Below are 16,821 nucleotides of genomic sequence, written 5' to 3'. Positions count from 1 at the left end.
AATTAAAGAGAGGTACTGCATAAAGCAATACCCCTAAAAGTTAATTATTCAGCGTGTTCTAAAATACCATTTTGACTAAATTGCTTTAAATCTGGCTCTAAATACTTCTGAAAATTATTCGAAGAATTTACAGGTTTAGCAATAGTTTTGTTCTCTGGCATATAAACCCATCTATGAAAAAGAGTTATTTCTTCACCAGTTTCTTTTACTACGTAATCATAAGGCTCACACTCCTCTTTAGAGATGCTACCTGGCATATCAGTTCCTATTAAAGCAACACAAGTCTGCTCATCAAAAGTTGATGGAATAAATGCTTTTTTTGCTGTAGCATAGAAATTACCAGTTTCTTTAGACTGTACCATTTCTATTCCTCCTTGTAATTCTAATACAAAGAATGATGTTCCATCTTCTTTGTTTCTTTCTTTGTAATTAATGATTCTAACCATTTTGTTTAATTTTTGAGTTGTTTTTTTAATATTTAATACCTTTAAGAATTATATAACTATGCTATCAACTATAGTTTGAAATTCTATTAGAGCATTAAATATTTGAAGAACTTTTCTTCCACAAATTAGTTAGGGTCTTTAAGGGGGTATAGTGATTGAAAAAAGAAATCAAATACAGATTATCATTTTGATAGAATTATAAAACTATCCTCAACCTCGATTAAGTTTTTCATTGTTACTTGTACCTCAACTAGATTCTATGAATATGTTTTGAATCACACATTATGTATCTATTATATTAAAAGTATTAAACAAGAAGCATAAAACTTCTTGCTCATTTTTTTATGATTACAATTATACAGGTGTAAAAAAAAGTCTAATTTAAATTAAGGGTCGGGGAGTTTAAATCCCCAAGAATGAGTGGGGGGTATTGTATAAGGTGGTTAGCACTCTCACAAAGCATCCAAAAAAAAAAAATTAAAAAAATTTTTTACACCAATAATTTTAATTAGATTTAGACAATCTTTGACAAGAACTAATTTGACTACCAAATGATACTCTCAGAATTACTAAAATCTAAAAGGGAAACTAAAAACTTATTACTGCGAGAAGTAGCTTCTATGATAGATACAGATACTGCTTTAATAAGTAAATTTGAAAAAGGAGATAGAAAACCTACTAGAGAGCAAATAGATAAATTGTCTATTGCACTAGACATTGAACATAGTAAACTTTTAAAGTTATGGCTTAGCGAGAAAGTATATGAAGATGTAAAAGGAGAAGATTTAGCTATTGAAGCGGTTAAACTAACTTTAAAAAGATTAAAAATAGAAGAAAGAGATGAACAATAATTTCAGTTTAGAAACTCTTTGGAAGGAGGTTGCTTTTACTCCTAACAAATCACAAGAACAAGCAATAAAACATATTGAAGGAGCATTATACCTAACAGCTGGTCCAGGTTCTGGAAAGACAAGAGTACTCTTATGGAGAACTCTTAATTTAATAGTTTTTCATGAAATAAAACCAGATGAAATACTACTTACTACATTTACTGAAAAGGCAGCACACCAACTAAAGGAAGGTTTGCAATCACTTTTAGGTTTAGCAAGTAACCATACAGGGAAACAATATGATTTAGCAAGTATGTATATTGGTACAGTACATTCCGCATGTAACAGAATAATTGGAGATAGAAGATTTTTTAAAAATAGGAGTAGAAATAAACCTGTAAAAACTATTGACCAGTTAGAGCAATACTTTTTTATAAAAAGACATTCTATTTGGAATAGGTTATTACTTGCGGGAGATATTGAAACCATTGAGTTAAATGCATACTTTCAGAAAAAAACACCAAGTTTTCCAAACAAACACAAAGCTATTTTAGAGTGTACAGCCTTATTTAATAGGTTTTCTGAAGAAAGGTTAGATATTGAAGATGCGCTTAACAAAACTGATGAAGATGACGGGCTTTTTGCCATTCTAAAAATGTACCAAGAGTACAGAAACATACTAGTTGAAGACACCTTATTTGACCAGTCAGATTTATCATTAATACAAGATAAAGCTTTACAAGTTGTAGATAATTTTGAAGGTGCAACAAAGATTTTCAAATACATTATTGTAGATGAATATCAAGATACAAATAGCATTCAAGAACAACTCTATTTTGCATTAGCTGGAAATAAAAATATTTGTGTTGTTGGGGATGATGACCAAGCACTTTATAGATTTAGAGGTAGTACTGTTGAAAACTTTGTAGAGTTTCCAACAAGAGTAAAACAACATTTAGAAGTTGAAACTACTAAAATACCTCTTTCAATAAATTATAGGTCAAGAAAAAAAATTGTAGATTTTTATTCGAGTTTTATAAAACAAGAAGACTGGACCAAAGATGGAGATGTAAATAGCCAATATAGAGTTCATGATAAAGGTATTAATGCCTTTTCAACTGATTCTGGCACTTCTGTAATTTCAGTACAAGATGATTGGATAGACCAAACTGCTCAGTTCTGTAAAGACTTAATAAACAACAAAACTGTAAGTGATGCTAACCAAATAGCATTTTTATTTCCTTCACTAACAAACACAGATGCTCAAAGAACTATTAAAGCTTTAAGAGATAATGGATTAAATGTTTATGCACCAAGAGCTGGGAGATTTTTAGAAGGACAAGAAGCTTCAGAACTCTTTGGAGTGTTTGCTAATATTTTTGGCACACCTGATGTTTCAGAGTTTTCAGGCTTTGAATTCAACAAGTATAAAGCATGGTTGAAAGAAATCAATAATACAGGTAAAGAAATTATATCTCAAGATAGTGATTTAAGCAAATTCGTAAATCATAAAAGAGTTGAATTAGAAAAAGTAACAAAAGACTTTGAAGCATTATTGAGAGTGGTTGAGAAAAACAATTGGGAATTGGACCAAGAATTTGACCTTAACCTAATGAGAAGGAAATTAGCAGAAGCTACCAATCTTTCTGATGGTGCTAGAAATGCAATTTTAAGTCCTTATTTAGCTAGAATTGTAAATGAAAGATTTAAAGAAGGAAGTGACCAAACCCCTTTTAAAATTTCTCAAATTATAAATAGAGCCACTTCTTTAGACTGGAGTATTTTAGATTTATTTTATCAACTTACAGGATTTACCCACTTTAAACATTATTTTGATTTAGCACAAAATGAAGGAAATGAAGCACCTATATGTAACCTCTCTAAAATTGTAGAATACATCACCAAGTTTATGGAGATTTACTCTTCAATTCTTTCTGCAAGTTTCCTTAGAGAAGACGGTTTTATAAGGTTATTCTTTTCTTCATATTTATACACCATCTATAGAATGGGAGAATCTGATTATGAAAATGAAGACGACCCTTTCCCTAAAGGAAACATACAAGTACTTACCATACACCAATCAAAAGGTTTAGAGTTCCCTGTTGTATTTATGTACCCAAAAAGAAGGGAGTTTTTAGAAGCAGATAAAAAAGAAGTTATTATCAGAAACCTTAAAGAAATAGAAGGAGAACCTCTAGATAAAATTGGAAGGTTTGATTTAATGAGGATTTTTTATGTAGGCTTATCTAGAGCAGAAAAACTACTTATCTTACCTAAACTAAAACCTGTAAAAGCCAGAAAAGGAAACTGTACTATATCCTATATTAATAGTACTTTAGAAAGTACTGGTGCTTTAGATATGCAAAGTTATGATGCCTCTACCTTAAATATAAATGAATTCAAAGAGTCAGCTCTAAGTAAACCCTATTCATATACAGCAGATTATTTAGCTTATGATAGATGCCCAAGACAATACATGATTTTTAGAAAATATGGTTTTATTCCTTCAAGAAGTCAAACTATGTTTTTTGGTTCATTAGTTCACAATACTATTGAGGATTTACATGAATTATTAATTTCTAAAAGAGAACAAAAAGCATGAGAGAGCAAGACAGTTTAATTAGAAAAGATAAAGCCAAGCTTAAAGAACAAATGTACCTCATTGAAATGGAAGAATGGATTGAGGAACAATACAACATAAATTATGAAAGGTTAAGACTTGAAGGTGGTCATGCACTTTCACCAGAAGTAAAAAGACAAGGTTTATGGCAAATTATTTTGTATTTCAGAAAGATGAGAGAAATTGCAGAAACTGTTACAGAAACAGAAGTAAAACTAACCTTACCAGAACAAATTTCACCTAAAGGAAACAGATTTACTATTGAAGGTGTTGTAGATATTATTAGAGAAAAAAATACTACTACCATGTATGATATAAAAACTCATGATGCTGACTATGTAAATGCTAATAAAGAAGATTATATAGACCAACTTAATGTATACACTCATATATGGCAAAACCTTAGAAATGAAAGATTAGATGGCACAGCAGTTATTGCTACACAATTCCCTAGAGCAATAAAAAAAGCATTAGATGCAGATGATGATGTTAGAATGCATAAAGAAATGGAAAAATGGAATCCTGTCATTCAAATCCCTTTTTCACAAGAGAAAGTTGAAGATACAATTACAAAATTTGCCTGTGTAGTAGATAATATAGAAGGTAGAGAATTTACACCACCAAGTTTACAGAAATTACAAGATAGAATTAGAGGCACAAAACAAAGATTTGCAACCAGAGTTTGTAGAAACTGTGATGCAAGATTTTCATGTGATTCTTATAGAGAATATGCACAAGTAACCAACTCCTTTAGTGGAGGTTTTACAGAGTATATTAATGATTTAGGTAATGCAGATGAAGTTGAGAATTTCACAAACACAAATGCCTTTACTACACCACCACCAACTGATATTAACGATTTAATTTAAAAAAATGCCACAAGAATTTAAACCACAATATACCTTCACAGATGATAGACTCAATGAACTCAAACAGCTTTTTCCTGAAGCATGGGAAGATGGAGTGTTTAATGTGGATACTCTAAAAACTTTAATTGGAGACTTTAGCACAGACAACTCTGTAAAAGAACACTTTGGCTTAAACTGGGTTGGTAAGCAAGATGCTAGAAAAATTGCAGCAAAATCGCCTACAGGTACTTTAAAGCCTTGTTTGGGTGAAGGTGTAAATGAAGATACCACAGAAAACATTTTTATTGAAGGAGAAAACCTTGAGGTTCTTAAGATTCTCAGAAAATCTTATATGGGAAAAATAAAGATGATTTATATAGACCCCCCATACAATACAGGTGATGATTTTATTTATAAAGATAGTTTTGGTGACAGTACAGAGGATTATTTAAGAAGAACTGGTCAACAATCTGATGAAGGAGTATTGGTTTCTAATCCAAAATCTTCTGGTAAATACCATGCCAATTGGTTAACTGACATGTATCCAAGATTAAGAGTTTCAAAAGATTTATTAACTAATGATGGTTTTGTTTTTGTTTCAATTGCAGATGAGGAAATACATAACCTTAAACAACTTATGAATGAAGTCTATGGAGAAGAAAATTTCATAGCCCAATTCATTCATAAAAACAACTCGAATAAAAACCAAGCTAACCTTGTAAGTGTTTCTTGTGAATATTTCTTGTGTTATGCAAAAGACAAGTTAAACCTGAAAGATGTTCTTTGGAGAATAGAAAAGAAAGGAACAAATGATATTCATAAAACATTTTTAAAACTTAAGGAACAAAATTTTTCATTAGATGATATTCATTCTGAAATAAAAGAAATGTATAGAAGACCTAAATATGCTCATCTAAGTAGATGGAATAAAATTGATGAAAAAGGAATTTTTAAAGATGCTGACTTATCAAGAGAAGGTGGTCCAAAAGACTATACTATAATAAATCCAAATACTGGAGCAGAATGTACTATACCAAGTAGAGGATGGGGGAAATCTTTAGAAGAATTAAAAAGATTACAAGATGAGGATTTAATTTATTATGGAAGTGATGATACACCACCTGGAAATAAAGACTATATAACAGGAGATAATTATTCTGTTCCTGATAGTTTTTGGTATATAGATAATTCAATAGATACAAGGTGGCAGAAAGAACAATTTGGAAACTTAGTTTTTGACAATCCCAAACCTTTAGAAATGATAAAAAATATTATATCTATGGTAACAAATGATGGTGATATTGTGCTTGACTTCTATGCAGGTTCAGGTACAACTGGTCATTCTGTAATAGATTTGTATAATGAGAAAAAGATAAAGTTTATTATTACTCAAATTGCAGAAAAAATAAAGCCTAAAGGAAAAACAGCTAAATATGCATTATCATTAGGTTATGAAGTGATATCAGAAATAACAAAGGATAGAATTAAAAAGGCAATTAAAACAATTGATAAAACACAAGGATTTAAAGTCTATAAACAAGATAATTCTACTATCTACAAATGGCAAGATTTTAAGACAGACCAAGATAGAGCATTGCCAGATTTGTTTAGTAAAATGGAGTTAGCCTATAAAAACCCATTACAAGATGGAGTTACCACACAAGGTTTTATTACAGAAGTAATACTGCAAGAGGGTTTTCCTTTAACAGCAAAACAAGAAGAAGTAGCAAGTGGTATTTTTAAAATAACTCATGCATGGGTACCATACACACTATATACCACAATGCTATATAGTTTCAAAAACACAGATTTTAGTAAACTACAATTACAAGACACAGACCATTTTGTTTGCTTAGATAAAGCTTTTGAAGGTAATGATGCTTTAAAACAAACTTTAGATAACCAATGTAAACTATTTACCATTTAAGCTATGAAATTACAGTTTAATCCCAACCAAGAGTTTCAGCTTAATGCTATAAACAATGTAGTAGATTTGTTTGATGGTATTGGAGAATACCATGTAAAATGGAATTTTAGTAGTGAAGTTACTCCAAACTTACCAGAAGATGAAGATTTAGATGATGACTTCTTGTTAGAAAACTTACAGTTTGTACAAGAGGAGTTTGATATGCAAATGGATGCCAGAGACACTCCTACTATGAAAATTGGCACAAGCCCTTCTTTAGAAAAAGAAAGAGGTTTAATGCTTGAAGGTGTAAGTAATGATTTTCATGAGTACCCAAGCTTTTCAGTAGAAATGGAAACAGGTACAGGGAAAACTTATGTATATCTAAGAACCATTTATGAACTCAATAAAAAGTATGGCTTTAGTAAATTTATAATTGTAGTACCATCTGTAGCTATTTACCAAGGTGTGAAAAAGAGTTGGGAAATTACTCAAGACCATTTTAAAACAATTTATGGTAATGATTTTTTTGCTCTTAGACCTTATGATAGTAGCAGAATACAAGAGGTAAAAACCTTTGCTACTGCCAAAAATGTAGAAGTACTATTAATTACATTGGCAGCATTTAATTCTGTTACCAATAATTTATATAAACCTACAGACAAATTACCTGGAAAGTTTTTGCCTTATGAGTACATTCAAAAAACAAGACCTATTGTTATTATGGATGAACCTCAGAATATGAACTCTGCAAAGTCCAAAGATGCCATTAGAACACTTAAGCCTTTATTTTCTTTAAGGTATTCTGCCACACACAAAGAAACTCCAAATTTAGTATACAGATTAACTCCTGTGGAAGCCTTTAGAGAAAACTTAGTAAAGAGAATACAAGTAGTTGGTGTAGAACAAAGAGAATTAGGTGGTAAAATACCCTTGTCATTAAAAAAAGTAAGTGGTAAAGGAAAATCTGCAAAAGCCACATTAGCCACATATACTGAAAAAAATGGTGTCCAAAAAATAGAAGAAGTCATTTTAAAAACAGGACAAGACCTTTATGATAAAACGCATTTAAAAGAACATCAAGGTTTAGTTGTAGAAAATATTGGTTCAGCTAAAGAAGAAGAATTTGTAACCTTTCAAGATGGCACACATTTAACCATGTTAGGAGGTGATGGTATTTCAAGACCTGAAATATTTAGATATCAAATAAAAGAAACCATTGCTCAACATATTACACATCAAAAAAAGGTGCAAAAACAAGGCATAAAAGTAGTTTCACTTTTCTTTATAGATAAAGTTGCAAACTATGTTGGTGATGGAGAAAATGCAGGTATTATTAAAAAGATATTTGATGAGGAATTTAGAATAAACAGAGATAGCTTAGAATTATTTAAAGATAAAAGTCCTGAAGAAGTTCAAGCATCTTACTTTGCTAGCTACAAGAAAAGAGGTGTAACACACTTTTTAGATGCAGATGAAGCCACAAATAATGACCAAAGAAAGGCTCAGAAGGAGCAGTTTGAACTCATTATGAAAAAGAAGGAAGAACTCCTTTCTTTTGATAACGATGTATGTTTCATTTTTGCACATTCAGCTTTAAAAGAAGGTTGGGATAATCCTAATGTATTTCAAATCTGTACTTTAAACCAGACTGTTTCAATCACTAAAAAAAGACAAGAAATTGGTAGAGGTTTAAGGTTAGCTGTAAACCAAAAAGGAGAAAGAATACATGATGACCAAGTAAATATCTTAACTGTAATTGCAAATGAGAGTTATGAGTCTTTTGCAAATACACTACAGCAAGAATACATTGAAAATGAAGGTGATGCACCTCCAAAACCTAAACCTAAAAGAGCACCTGCAAAAAGACAAGATAAGTTTTATACTAGTTCAGAGTTTAAAGATTTTTGGACCAAACTAACTTTAAAGTCTAAATACACCATAAATGTAGATAGTGATAAACTATTGGCTGAAATAAAAGAAAAATTTAAAGACAAGAAGAACAATACATTTCCTGTTCCAAAAGTAGTTATCAGTAAAGGTAATTTTGTGATTACAACTTTTACTTTTAAAATAAAATCTTTTGAAGATGATAATAAGGCACTCATAAGTATTGTAAAAGAAGACACCAGAGGAAACAAAAATAATTTAGGAGGAAATCTTTTTGATGGTGGATTGGAAATTTCTGAAGGAGATGATTTAGAAAAAATACTCAAAGAACCTAAACTAAGAGGTTTTAAAGTTAACACTATTGAACCCAACAAATCCAATCCAGATATTGAGTTTAAAAATGGTTTTAAGGTTTCTAAATTTAAAGCAGAAATCTACACTGTAAGTGACAATAGAGATGTGAAAGCTAAAGATTCACAAACTGGTTCACAAACATTTCCTGTGTTCAATGTTATTGATAAGTTAGAACAAGCAACTTCACTAACAAAAGACACTTGTTTTAAAATATTAAAGGCAGTACCACATGATGAACAAGGCAAACTATTCAGAAATCCTGAAGGTTTCACAAATAAGCTTATTGAAATAACTAAAAATGCACTTGCTATTCATGTAGCAGAAAACATTGAATTTGAAACCTCAAAAGAAAGTATGCAACATGATGTAGAAGAGTTATTCCCTAAAAAAATAAACTATGTACAAACAGAAATTGTAGATTCTGAAAAACATGGTTTGTATGATAAATCTCAAAAAGATTCAGAAGTAGAAGACCATTTCGTAACTGCTAAATTAGAAGGTGATGATAAAGTGCAATTCTTTTTTAAATTCCCTTCAAAGTACAAAATTGATTTCCCAAAAATTATTGGAAATTATAATCCAGATTGGGGTGTAATTAGAAATGATAAAGAAGGAATAAAAGTACAATTAGTTAGAGAAACAAAAGGAACAGCAGATGTAGAAAAGCTAAGATTTGTACATGAAATTAATAAAGTAAAAGTAGCCCACAAACATTTTACTGCTCTCGGAATAGATTATGACGTAATTAAAGGTGATGAGCCAACCTGGTATATTAAAAAGATTCTTAAACAGGAACAGGATAAAATTTTATAAAGGATAAAAATATGGGAACCAATTATTATCAATCAAATAATGCAATACAATCTACTTCTGAAGACATATTTAATTTCACCCCATATGCTAAGAAAATACAGGAAGCAATAAGGTTATCTGGTAAATCAGATGAGCCTATGATATTTGGGGTTTATGGCAAATGGGGTGAAGGAAAATCTTCCTTTTTAAATTTGATATTCAAGGATTTAGAAGCTGGAGTAGCTAGTGATTCTAAAAAAATAATAAAATTCAAATTTAATCCTTGGAGGTATCAAAGTGAAGACAAAATGCTACTTGAGTTTTTTAATGCACTAATAAAAGTAATAAATAATGATTATGGTAGTAATGATAAAAAGATTTTAATTAATGTCTTAAAAAAATATTGTGCCTCAGTTTTAGCAGGAACTAAAGTTGAAGTTGAAAAAGGTGTTAATTTAGGAATAAAGTATACAGTAAAAACAGCATATAGTTTTAACGAAACTTTTGATTATTTAAAAAATAACAAAAAAAAAGAAAGTTTAGAAGAACAAAAAACTAGCATAGATGATATATTAAAAAAACATAATTATAGAATAGTCATATTCTTAGATGACATAGACAGACTTAATAAACGCGAATTATATTTGATTTTTAGGTTATTAAAGCTAATAGCCTCCTTTAGAAATATAACTTACATAGTAGCACTGGATAATGAGATGGTTAGTAAAGCAATCTATAAGAATTATGGAGATGATATTAGTGATGGTGAAAAATATTTAGAAAAAATCGTAAATATTCCTATTGTACTGCCCAAAGTTGAGCCTCAAATCATTTTAAATGAATTAAAAAAAGGACTTACAAAAATTTTCTCTAATTATAGAATTAATATTAATGAGTTAAAAAGTGAAACAACTCATGATTATAATACTGGGGTAAATAGATTCTTTAGAGAGATTTATGGATTGGAAAATCACCTCACATCTCCTAGAATGCTAAATAGACTTTTAAATAGTTTCTCTACAAATATGATTGCCTTAAAAAGTGAGGTTAATTACGCTGACTTAATTTGGCTAGAATTATTAAGAATAAAATACTTGAAGGTTTATAATTATGTTAAAAACCATCCCCATTTCTTCAAAAAACATGGAACAATTGATGGTCTTGTAGGTCAAAATGCAGAAATTTTAAATGAAGGATTAAAAAAATTAATTAACTCTAAGAAGAATTATCTTAAAGATGATATAGAATTAATAAAAATCATCCTTAACAAACTATTCCCTGTTGAACATAGAGGAGGAGTAGTTTCTGATTATCTTTTTAGTAAAGACGAATCTTATAAAGTCAAAATTGACAGTGAGTTATCTATTGTTGAAAGAAGAATAAATAATTCTGAGTATTTTAAAACTTATTTTAATTACAATACTTCTGGAAGAATTTCAAATATAGAGTTGGATGCATTATTGAAATTAATAATAGAACAGGATAATTCTGCTTTGGAAGCTTTCAATAAATTTTTATCCAGTAATGATAAAGGCAAGTTTTTTTATGAAGTAATAAATAGAATAAAACAGACACAAAAAAATGATAAAAGATATAATCTAATTTATTTTTTCTTAAAGCATCTAGATAGTCTTGTCTATGAAATTGAAGGAACTAATATATTCAACAAGACTAGTAGAAATCAAATTGTTGAGGATTTGTTTAGTAATGCATCTATTTTAGATAAAAATCAATTAGAAGATATTACAATTAATTTTATTGGTACAGCAGATATAGTTGATATCATGTACTCAAGAAGAGCTCTTTATAATGAAGAGTTTAAAAATTCAAGCTTACAGAAAAAGATTGATTCCGAAATAATTAAAAAAATAAAGGAAAAATATACACAAGAACCTTTCTTTAGTCAATTTGAAAATCATGAAACAAGGGCTATATTTAGCATATGGAGTGAATTGAATCCTAAAGAATTTCAGAAATATATGTCAAAACATATAAATAAAAATACTATAGCAAGTTTAATTAAATGTTTTCCAACTATATGGAATAATGGTTCTAATGGTAGTTATTTGGATGATTTTGTCCTTGAAAATTATAAATTTTTAAAACTACTTTTTAATCCAAAAATTGCTGCTAATATTATTTCAAAAGAGTTTTCTGAAGATTTGAAAAATCCTAAATATAATAGTGATGAAATATGGAAAATTAATGAAGATAAAGATGATTTAATGTTTTTAGCTCAATTTATGTTTCATTATAATAATGATTTGAAAAAAACCAACCCCTAAACTAATTAGGAGTTGGCCAACACTCAACTCAAAAACCAATGGTCGTTAGAATCTCCATTGATAGCATTAGCCAAGCCTTCTGTAAAATCAAAGGCATTGACATTTCTTGATAGAAAAGAGTCTATATAAGAGCTCTTATTAGCTCCTGTGAAGAGATTATACACATTCCACAAGTTAATATATCCATTATCATTTCTACAAAAGCTATTGTCTAAATAATAGTCCTTAGCTACTGTAGAAATTTGTCCATCATTGAGTAACAATTCTGGAATTTGAGATTTCTCTTGCTTTGGCAAATAATTATATAGTCTTGCTCTACCAATAAGTTGAGCAAATTGTTTTTCTGAAATATTCTGCTCAGATAACCTCATCATTTCTTGTAAATGATTTTGAGCATTGTAACCTTGAATTAGTTCTATAATTTTAGACTCTAATTCTTGATAATTACCCACTCTCATTTCATCTTGGTAGCCATCTGTAGAAATACATAAATTACAGCATACCATATTCTGAAAACCAATAAAGAATTTAAACTTTTCATAAGTTTTTCTATTGTAGAGGTTTTCTTGATTATAGGCTCTAACCCCCCCTACAGTTAGTGAGATATTATTTCCATTGATATTTTCTGTTATAGATGGTATTCTAATGATAAAAGCCATTCTTTCAAAATATTGAGTTTTTTCATGCTCCAATAATTCTTTTACAGGTTTGTAAATAGCATTAGCTGTTCTTCCCTTAATTTGATGAGAAACCCTTATTTCTGGTTCTAATATTATATGATTTGGAAATACTTTAGTTACACAATTTTGTGCTATTTCAATAAATTCCTGATGTGCTAAAGTTTTTTCATTATCCTTACTAAAAACAGGTATAATACAATCATTCTTTAAATTAAAAAGGCTAACATTTTTAGTGTTAGCCTCTATAAAGGGATTGTTATTCTCTGTAGGTACTTTTAATAATTTAATCTCATTACTATTGTTTAGAGATTTTATAGGTAAAAGTATATTGCTTTCTATTTTACGTTCTTGATTAATTTGTACTAACTCCATTGCTACTATAATTTTGAGGTTTAACTAATTGTTCTAACTGGTCTTTTTTAGATTGATATAAAGCTTTTAATGGCAACTGGAAACTTGGATATTCTTTATACAACGTCATTAACTGACTAACTGATAAACATTCTGCAATTTTCTGTTTAACATCTCCCTCTTTAACAGGAGAAGTACACCAATCTAATATTCTTTTTCCTGTTGAGGTATTTAGTATAAACTCTGGTCTACCTGAAAATAGATTGGTTCTGTCTTTACTAGCTTTAGCAAAATGTTTAATATCTATATCAAAAACGATGGTAAACTCATAAGATACATCATCCCTCTGAACTGCTTTTAATCCTACTTTTTCAGGAACATATTTTCCATCTTTTTGTTGTAAAACATAGTCTTGTTTAGTCCTCATAGTTGCTATAATATGAGCATCACATTGTAAAATTTTATTGATAAACGCTTTTTGTCGTGGAGTTACTTTGTTCCAATTAGCAAAAGAATTGCCAGGTAATTTAGAGTGATAATCTATCAACTCATCCCAAACTTGAGATATGGAATCTAAGATAATTACTTCCATTCCTGCTTTCTCACAGACTTCTATAGCTTCTATATATTTTTCTGGAGTAAAAGGTGGCTGTAGTTGTAATACATTATAGTTCCCTATATGAGCATATAGGTCTGCAGAACCATTTTCGGTATCAATTACAGCTACTTTCTCTAAATTATCATCAGATAATCCTTTAGCTAATAAAAGTGAACTCAAACTCTTTCCAGAACCTGAACTACCTTGTAATGCCATTTTAATTTTTGCTTGTTTTCTTTCTGATTTTCTTAATTGCATAATTTTATGTTTAAGTTGTTAATATTTTTTTGAATTGTTTAATTTTTAAATGAAAGCAATACTCAATTGAAGGATTTCTGACAAAGGAGAAGTATAATTATCTATTTCCCTTTGGAGGAAATCTTCAAATAAAAGATAATACTTAAACGCTTTAATACAAATATTATAGTAAGCTGAAAACCGCATACCAAAAAAGGCTACCCCTATGGATAGCCTGTCATTTTTTGAATGCTTAAATTAGCCTTTTAGGCTATCTTAAAATTTAGATATTTTTTGACTTCTGTAATTTGTGATACATTACTTTCTCTTTCATTATAAATTTTCGGGAGTAATTCACAAATTTTTTTTGATTGTAAATTGAAATAAGTTATTTGCTGTGGTCTTCCATCCAAAACACTCTTTTTTACTTCTGTAGAAAGAATATCTAGTTCAATAAACCTTTTAATAATCCTATTTGCTCTGTCTTTTTTAATACCTAATTCTCTCCAAATAACCTCTTTTGACCAATAAAAAGGCTTATAACCAAATGCCTTATATTTTATAAGTAATGATTCAAAAAAAACTCTCTCATCACATGTAAAAAAATCACTATTATAATTTATAAAAGTAATCAACCTTATACCAAAGATAGTATCATAATCAACAACCATAAATTCAGGAGTACCATATTCTTCCATTTTATTTAAATCAGTTACAACTTTACTAAATTGGTCAGGAATAATGGTATCTATACTTAAAGAACCTGTATTTTCTACTCTTACTAATAAATACTTTGAAGAAATTCCATCTTCAAAATTTTCATCTCTAGATTTACATGGGTCATAAAGAGAAATCTCATGTAAAAAAACTTCTTCATTAGAATTTGATATTTCTTCTTCAGCCTCCCAAGAGCTTCTTTTGTGAATTTCCTCTTTAAGGTCTTTTGAAGTCTGGACTAATAAGTTTTCTTCTTTAACATTGTTGAACTCTTCAATAATGTCATCATCATTAATTGTATTGTAATCTCGTTTCATCTTTATATGAATTTAAATTAATTTATAGATTAAAGCTGTTTGCTTAACCTATATATAAAACTCAATAAAATAATAAAACTCAATAGGAAAGTATACCTATGTAATAATCAATAAACTAGAAGTGTAATTACCTTTTATTGATTGCCGTCAAAGATACAAAATAATGGCAACTTCAATTACTTTTTTCAAGTTTTTTACTCAATATTTGCATTTTCTCACTTACCTTTAGCTGCACCACTTTAGCATAGCTATCTTGAGTTACACTCATTTTGGAGTGTCCTAAAAGCTCTGAAACAATTTCCATTGGAATATCATTATAAAGCAAAATAGTGGTAGCAAAAGTTCTTCTAGCAAGGTGGTGTGACATATTTTTATTAATCCCAACCAATAATCCAATTTCTTTTATATAGGAGTTAAATTTTTGATTTGAAATAGTTGGTAATACAACATCAGAATCTGCTTGTTGGTACTTTTCAATGATAATTTTCGCCTTTGGTAATAAAGGAATAGATATAGATTGTTCTGTCTTCTGCCTAATCATATTTATCCATAAATTGCCATCAAATCCTTTACTAATATGATAAGTTCTTAAATTAACCATTTCTTTGTAAGCTAAGCCAGTATAACAGCAAAAAACAAACATATCTCTTATTTGTTCTAATCTCTTTTGAGAAAATTTATACTGCATCAAATCCTTTAATTCTTGTTCTGTTAAATAGATAATTTTACTTTTATGTTTCTTATTTTTATATAGATTAAAAGGGTTAGTCTGTAAATAATTTTCATCAATTGCAAACTGAATTATCTTTTTAAACCTCTGCATACTTCTATAAATAGTAGCTTGTTTTAATTTCTTTACAGTTTTCCAATAATATTCCAAATCCTTTATAAACTTTAAATCCAATTGCTTCAACTTCATATCAGACTTATTGTACTTGCTCTTTATAAACTCAGCAATCTTCCTTCTACTTTCTACATACCTACTCCATGAAAGTTGATTAAAATCTACTCCAATAAGCTTTTTGGTTTTGCTATTATGCAAATCATAAGCTCCAAGTATAGTTATTTCCGTCTTTACATCCTCCCCTTTATACTTCCTATAAATATCATCAACATCAAATGTATCAGGTAAAACTTGAAGCATTAAAAAAGCCTCACTAATCTTTTGATTAATGAGGCTTAATTGAATGTTTATTAAATTATTTTCTTTGGTTTTTGGCTTTACCATTTGTTGTCTACTATCCCAATGAATAGGATTAATAAAAAGACCTGTTGAAAATTTCTTCCTCTTTTTATTATATGTAATCCTACAGTAAATAGGAGCTTTATTATTCTTCTTTATCCTGTTGAGTGCTATTACAAATAACACTCTAATTTTATGGTTATTCATAATGTTAATTTTGTTTTTGAAAATTGATACCCAAAGTGAAAAATTGATACCCAGAAGTGTACCCCAAAAAGGCATATTTCTTTAATTGAGAAACGTTATAATAAAAGATAAAGAGATAAAAGTATAACACAAACCCTTACAAAACCTAAATAAAACAAAAAACCTTACTATTTCTAGTAAGGTTTAAGTGAGCCCTGAAGGATTCGAACCTTCGACCGCCTCCTTAGAAGGGAGGTGCTCTATCCAGCTGAGCTAAGAGCCCGTAATTTTTAAGTTGTTACGACCAACTGTGTCGGGGTGGCAGGATTCGAACCTGCGACCTCCTCGTCCCAAACGAGGCGCGATGACCGGGCTACGCTACACCCCGAGTGCAATTTCTTAGCGGAGAGACAGGGACTCGAACCCTGGCGACCCTAAGGTCGACAGATTAGCAATCTGCTGCATTACCACTCTGCCATCTCTCCTTTCGGCGTTACGTTAAAAACATAACCTTGAAATTGCGAGTGCAAATTTAAGACATTAAAAGGATTACACAAGCCTTTTTTGATTTTTTTTTAAAT

11 protein-coding genes and 3 tRNA genes are annotated in these 16,821 nt (G+C 29.6%); 6 read left to right on the top strand and 8 right to left on the bottom strand.

From position 1 onward, the window contains the following. Nucleotides 1-44 precede the first annotated feature (44 nt). Entirely contained in the window at nt 45-446 is a 402-nt protein-coding gene (locus tag H0I29_RS12125; RefSeq protein WP_218752539.1) for a hypothetical protein, read from the bottom strand. 551 nt (nt 447-997) lie between these two features. Between H0I29_RS12125 and H0I29_RS12120 the strand changes: the two genes are divergently transcribed. The 6 genes from H0I29_RS12120 to H0I29_RS12095 are packed head-to-tail and all read left to right on the top strand — an operon-like array spanning nt 998 to nt 11,971. Continuing rightward, complete coding sequence (locus tag H0I29_RS12120) at nt 998-1,297, top strand: helix-turn-helix domain-containing protein (RefSeq protein WP_218752538.1); 300 nt, start codon at nt 998-1,000, stop codon at nt 1,295-1,297. Beyond that, the gene (locus H0I29_RS12115) at nt 1,287-3,878 is read left to right on the top strand and encodes a UvrD-helicase domain-containing protein (RefSeq protein WP_218752537.1); all 2,592 of its coding nucleotides are present in this window, start codon (nt 1,287-1,289) and stop codon (nt 3,876-3,878) included. Before H0I29_RS12120 ends, H0I29_RS12115 begins: the two co-directional genes overlap by 11 nt. Further along, the gene (locus H0I29_RS12110; RefSeq protein WP_218752536.1) at nt 3,875-4,765 is read left to right on the top strand and encodes a PD-(D/E)XK nuclease family protein; all 891 of its coding nucleotides are present in this window, start codon (nt 3,875-3,877) and stop codon (nt 4,763-4,765) included. Before H0I29_RS12115 ends, H0I29_RS12110 begins: the two co-directional genes overlap by 4 nt. Nucleotides 4,766-4,769: 4 nt before the next feature. Beyond that, entirely contained in the window at nt 4,770-6,671 is a 1,902-nt protein-coding gene (locus H0I29_RS12105; protein ID WP_218752535.1) for a site-specific DNA-methyltransferase, read from the top strand. Between the two features lie 3 nt (nt 6,672-6,674). Then, nucleotides 6,675-9,707: a DEAD/DEAH box helicase family protein gene (locus H0I29_RS18375; protein ID WP_254712620.1), complete on the top strand. Its 3,033-nt coding sequence runs from the start codon at nt 6,675-6,677 to the stop codon at nt 9,705-9,707. An 11-nt stretch (nt 9,708-9,718) separates the two neighbouring features. After that, on the top strand, nt 9,719-11,971 hold the full coding sequence (locus tag H0I29_RS12095) for a P-loop NTPase fold protein (RefSeq protein WP_218752534.1): 2,253 nt from the start codon (nt 9,719-9,721) through the stop codon (nt 11,969-11,971). A 23-nt stretch (nt 11,972-11,994) separates the two neighbouring features. Here H0I29_RS12095 and H0I29_RS12090 read toward each other — a convergent pair whose 3' ends face one another. The 7 genes from H0I29_RS12090 to H0I29_RS12060 all read right to left on the bottom strand — a co-directional run bounded on the left by H0I29_RS12090 (nt 11,995) and on the right by H0I29_RS12060 (nt 16,725). Continuing rightward, the gene (locus H0I29_RS12090; protein WP_218752533.1) at nt 11,995-13,023 is read right to left on the bottom strand and encodes a DUF3871 family protein; all 1,029 of its coding nucleotides are present in this window, start codon (nt 13,021-13,023) and stop codon (nt 11,995-11,997) included. Continuing rightward, on the bottom strand, nt 13,004-13,858 hold the full coding sequence (locus tag H0I29_RS12085) for an AAA family ATPase (protein WP_218752532.1): 855 nt from the start codon (nt 13,856-13,858) through the stop codon (nt 13,004-13,006). The genes H0I29_RS12090 and H0I29_RS12085 overlap by 20 nt, the downstream gene beginning before the upstream one ends. A 245-nt stretch (nt 13,859-14,103) precedes the next feature. Continuing rightward, on the bottom strand, nt 14,104-14,871 hold the full coding sequence (locus H0I29_RS12080) for a hypothetical protein (protein WP_218752531.1): 768 nt from the start codon (nt 14,869-14,871) through the stop codon (nt 14,104-14,106). 172 nt (nt 14,872-15,043) lie between these two features. Next, complete coding sequence (locus H0I29_RS12075) at nt 15,044-16,261, bottom strand: site-specific integrase (RefSeq protein WP_218752530.1); 1,218 nt, start codon at nt 16,259-16,261, stop codon at nt 15,044-15,046. 188 nt (nt 16,262-16,449) lie between these two features. Next, nucleotides 16,450-16,523: transfer RNA gene (locus H0I29_RS12070), tRNA-Arg, on the bottom strand. A gap of 30 nt (nt 16,524-16,553) precedes the next feature. Further along, nucleotides 16,554-16,628 (bottom strand) — tRNA-Pro (locus H0I29_RS12065). Between the two features lie 15 nt (nt 16,629-16,643). After that, nucleotides 16,644-16,725, bottom strand: a tRNA-Ser gene (locus tag H0I29_RS12060). Nucleotides 16,726-16,821 lie beyond the last annotated feature (96 nt).

Source organism: Polaribacter sp. R2A056_3_33, from assembly GCF_019278485.1.
Taxonomy (GTDB): Bacteria; Bacteroidota; Bacteroidia; order Flavobacteriales; family Flavobacteriaceae; genus Polaribacter.
This window is presented reverse-complemented; position numbering and strand designations above follow the sequence as displayed.

What these genes read in the sequence shown, in the direction of transcription:
- H0I29_RS12125 (WP_218752539.1), bottom strand. Translation starts at nt 446, where the DNA reads ATGGTTAGAATCATTAATTACAAAGAAAGAAACAAAGAAGATGGAACA.
- H0I29_RS12120 (WP_218752538.1), top strand. Translation starts at nt 998, where the DNA reads ATGATACTCTCAGAATTACTAAAATCTAAAAGGGAAACTAAAAACTTA.
- H0I29_RS12115 (WP_218752537.1), top strand. Translation starts at nt 1,287, where the DNA reads ATGAACAATAATTTCAGTTTAGAAACTCTTTGGAAGGAGGTTGCTTTT.
- H0I29_RS12110 (WP_218752536.1), top strand. Translation starts at nt 3,875, where the DNA reads ATGAGAGAGCAAGACAGTTTAATTAGAAAAGATAAAGCCAAGCTTAAA.
- H0I29_RS12105 (WP_218752535.1), top strand. Translation starts at nt 4,770, where the DNA reads ATGCCACAAGAATTTAAACCACAATATACCTTCACAGATGATAGACTC.
- H0I29_RS18375 (WP_254712620.1), top strand. Translation starts at nt 6,675, where the DNA reads ATGAAATTACAGTTTAATCCCAACCAAGAGTTTCAGCTTAATGCTATA.
- H0I29_RS12095 (WP_218752534.1), top strand. Translation starts at nt 9,719, where the DNA reads ATGGGAACCAATTATTATCAATCAAATAATGCAATACAATCTACTTCT.
- H0I29_RS12090 (WP_218752533.1), bottom strand. Translation starts at nt 13,023, where the DNA reads ATGGAGTTAGTACAAATTAATCAAGAACGTAAAATAGAAAGCAATATA.
- H0I29_RS12085 (WP_218752532.1), bottom strand. Translation starts at nt 13,858, where the DNA reads ATGCAATTAAGAAAATCAGAAAGAAAACAAGCAAAAATTAAAATGGCA.
- H0I29_RS12080 (WP_218752531.1), bottom strand. Translation starts at nt 14,871, where the DNA reads ATGAAACGAGATTACAATACAATTAATGATGATGACATTATTGAAGAG.
- H0I29_RS12075 (WP_218752530.1), bottom strand. Translation starts at nt 16,261, where the DNA reads ATGAATAACCATAAAATTAGAGTGTTATTTGTAATAGCACTCAACAGG.